This is a genomic window from Alcanivorax sp. (assembly GCF_014762765.1).
In the GTDB taxonomy this organism is placed as follows: domain Bacteria; phylum Pseudomonadota; class Gammaproteobacteria; order Pseudomonadales; family Alcanivoracaceae; genus Alcanivorax.
On record NZ_JABURH010000032.1, the window covers coordinates 1 to 3,453 of the forward strand.

The following is a 3,453-nucleotide window of genomic DNA, read 5'->3' on the forward strand; positions in this document are numbered from 1 at the left end:
TCGGCGAACGCCAGCGTTACCCGCTGGTGCTGACCCATGCCTGTGCCCAGGCGGTCCCCTATGGGGTGGTGGTGGGTAATGCCGCTCACACCTTGCACCCGGTAGCGGGGCAGGGCTTCAACCTGACCGTGCGTGATCTGGTGCAGTTGGCCAGTACCGTTGGCGCTGCTTCAGCGCCGGGCGAATTGTCTCTGTTGCAGCAATACGTGCAACGCCGGGAACAGGACCAGGCCCTGATCAGCCAGGCCTCGCGTTGGGTGCCGGAAGTGTTCCGGGTCCAGCAACCACTGTTTGCCCACAGCCGGCAGCTGGGGCTGGTGGCCATGGATATCCTGCCCGGTCTGCGCCAGGGTTTTGCGCGCCGCGCCATGGGGCTTTGAAAAGGCAATTAATAGTTAACAGTTAATAGTTAATAGCGAAACCCATGCTACGAAGCTGCTGTAGGAGCGCCGCTTGAGGCGCGAAGAGCTTGCAGCTGCTTCGGCGTTTGATATCGGCGAGCTGACGATGCTAACGCAACAACACGCGTTAAAGATCGTGGACATTCGCGCCTCAAGAGGCGCTCCTACATATCAACAGCGAGCATCGACCTTTGATGAGTGCGCCCATGACAGAACAACCTGAATCCCAACACATCGTCATCGTCGGCGGGGGTATGACCGGGGGCTTGCTGGCGGTGTTGCTGGCGGAGCAGGGGCTGGCTGTGACGGTGCTGGATGGTGCGCCGGCGCCAGAGATGCCGTCCGGGCCAGCCCGGTTGCGGGTGTCCACGCTCACCGAGGCCAGTCACTGGCTGCTGCAGAACAGTGGTGTCTGGGAGTACCTGGACATGAGCCGGGTGCAGCCCTACGACGCCATGCAGGTGTGGGATCAGGATGGCACCGGCGAGGTGCTGTTCCGCGCGGCAGAGGTGGGCGCGCAGTCCCTGGGCTGGCTATTGGAAAACGCTCATCTGTCGGCGGCGCTTTACCGGCGGGCGGCGGACTTTGCCAATCTGGATTGGCGCTGCAATGCAGCGGTGGACAGCGCCCGTCGTGAGGAGGGTGGCTGGCAGGTGCGCGCCGGGGACCAGTGCTGGCAGGCGGATCTGTTGGTGGGGGCAGATGGCGCCCGCTCCCGGGTGCGGGACTGGGCCGGCATCAGTGGCGGTGCCCGTGACAGCGGTCATCATGCCCTGGTGGCGACCATTGCCACTGCCTTGCCTCATGACGCCTGCGCGCGTCAGGTGTTCATGGAATCCGGGCCGTTGGCGTTACTGCCGCTTTACAGTGACCCGCAGCAGGGTGAGCAACGGCAGTGTTCCATTGTCTGGTCCGGCTGGCCGGAGCGTATTGCTCAACTGCGAGAAAAGGCGCCGGCGGATTTTGCTGCCGAACTGCAAGCGGGCGTCGGTGATGCACTCGGCGAGGTGGCGCTGCTCAGCGACAGGGCGGTGTTCCCAATCCAGGAGCGACATGCCAGCAGCTATGTAGCAGCGGGCCTGGCGCTGGTGGGCGATGCCGCCCACGTGATTCATCCGCTGGCGGGGCAGGGCGTCAACCTGGGCCTGCTGGACGCGGCGGTGCTGGCGGAAGAGGTGGAGCGAGCCGTTGGCAGCGGGCGTTCCTGTGCGGACAGCGCGGCCCTTGCCCGATATCAGCGTCGGCGCCGCGGCGAGAACCTGATCATGCAGAACGCCATGCGCGGGTTTCAGGAATTGTTCGGCCAGCGGGCCTTGCCGGTGCGCTGGCTGCGCAATACCGGCATGCGCTGGGTCAATCAGGCGGGGCCGCTCAAGCGGCTGTTTGCCGGCCAGGCCATGGGGCGAGGCGCGGATTTGCCGAAGCGGGCAAGGCCACTGCCTCCGGGGCTATGAGTGGCCAGCAAGGCCTGGGGAAATAGTGTGAACAGACCCTAGAGCTTGGCATAAATTCCTGCCATACTTGCCGCCAATTAAGAATCATTCTTGTTTCCTTGTGCATTTGATGGAGTCCACCACTATGCGAGGCATTGCCCTTCTGGCCGCCGCCGTTGTCATGCTCACCGGGCTGTGGGCCTGTTCCGAACCCGCCGCTGAAGAAGAACTGGTGGTTTATACCTCGCGCAATGACCATCTGATCAAGCCGGTGTTCGATGCCTATACCGAAGCCACCGGCGTGAAAATCCGCTATATCACCGACAATGCTGCCGCCCTGACCGCCCGTTTGCAGGCTGAGGGTGAGCGCTCACCGGCGGATATGCTGATCACCGTGGACGCCGGCAATCTGTGGAATGCGGCGGACAAGGATTTGTTGCAACCGTTGGAGTCGCCGTTGTTGGCGGCCAATGTGCCGGCGGAACTGACTGACCCGGAAAGTCGCTGGTTTGGCCTGACCGTGCGGGCCCGAACCCTGGTGTATTCCACCGACCGGGTGGACCCGGCGGCCCTGTCCAGCTACGAAGCCCTGGCAGACCCCCAATGGAAGGGGCGCTTGTGCCTGCGCACCTCCAAGAAGGTCTACAACCAGTCCCTGGTGGCGACCATGATCAAGCGTCTTGGCGAAGAAAAAACCGAGGAAATCGTGCGTGGCTGGGTGGCGAATCTGGCCACCGACGTATTCTCCAACGACACTGCCCTGATGGAGGCCATTGTGGCCGGACAGTGTGATGTGGGCATAGTGAATACTTACTACTTCGGTCGTATGAAGCAGGACAATCCGCAGTTGCCCCTGTCCTTGTTCTGGGCCAACCAGGATTCCAGTGGTGTCCACGTGAATATCTCCGGCGCCGGCATTACCCGCCATGCGCCTCACCCGCAAAAGGCTCGCGACCTGCTGGAATGGATGAGCCAACCGCAGGCCCAGAAACTGCTGGCTGACCGCAATATGGAATACCCGGTGAATGCCGCCGTGGAGCCTGCGGAAGAGGTGGCTTCCTGGGGAGAATTCAAATCGGATGATCTGAACGTCAGTGTGGCTGGGGCCCTGCAGGTGGATGCCGTCAAGCTGATGGACCGCGCCGGATACCGCTAACCGGTGCGAACCCGGGGAGCCCTTTCAGCCAGCGGTGCCAGTGTTCTGCTGCTGGCCTTGCTGGTGCTGGTGCCCATTGTGGTACTGCTGGCCGCCTGGCAGCAGGAGCAGTGGGCCACCTGGCAGCACCTGCTCGACACGGTGTTGTGGCGGCTGGTAGGCAATACCCTGTTCCTGATGGTGGGGGTCACCGCCGGGGTGCTGCTGCTCGGGGTGTCCCTGGCCTGGTGTGTGGCCACCCTGGAGTTTCCCGGCCGTCGCTGGCTGCAATGGGCGCTGTTGCTGCCCATGGCCATGCCCGCCTATGTGCTGGCTTTCGTGATGGTGGACCTGCTGGATTACGCCGGACCCATCCAGACCTTCCTGCGCCAGTGGCTGCCGATTCTGCCGGACTTCAGCGCCCGCCACCCCCTCTGGGTGGTGATCACCCTGTCCCTGGTGCTCTATCCCTATGTCTACATGC

3 protein-coding genes and 1 pseudogene are annotated in these 3,453 nt (G+C 63.1%); all 4 read left to right on the top strand.

Annotated features, from left to right (window positions below):
• On the top strand, positions 1–380 hold a 380-nt coding region (locus tag HUJ17_RS01070), incomplete at its 5' end, for an FAD-dependent monooxygenase (RefSeq protein WP_290508970.1).
• A gap of 227 nt (positions 381–607) precedes the next feature.
• Complete coding sequence (locus HUJ17_RS01075) at positions 608–1,855, top strand: FAD-dependent monooxygenase (protein WP_290508971.1); 1,248 nt, start codon at positions 608–610, stop codon at positions 1,853–1,855.
• A gap of 124 nt (positions 1,856–1,979) precedes the next feature.
• Complete coding sequence (locus HUJ17_RS01080; RefSeq protein ID WP_290508972.1) at positions 1,980–2,990, top strand: extracellular solute-binding protein; 1,011 nt, start codon at positions 1,980–1,982, stop codon at positions 2,988–2,990.
• 3 nt (positions 2,991–2,993) lie between these two features.
• A pseudogene (locus HUJ17_RS01085) lies at positions 2,994–3,453 on the top strand (iron ABC transporter permease); the annotation flags it as partial.

Coding starts and splice junctions, on each gene's coding strand:
- HUJ17_RS01075 (WP_290508971.1), top strand. CDS start 608: ATGACAGAACAACCTGAATCCCAACACATCGTCATCGTCGGCGGGGGT.
- HUJ17_RS01080 (WP_290508972.1), top strand. CDS start 1,980: ATGCGAGGCATTGCCCTTCTGGCCGCCGCCGTTGTCATGCTCACCGGG.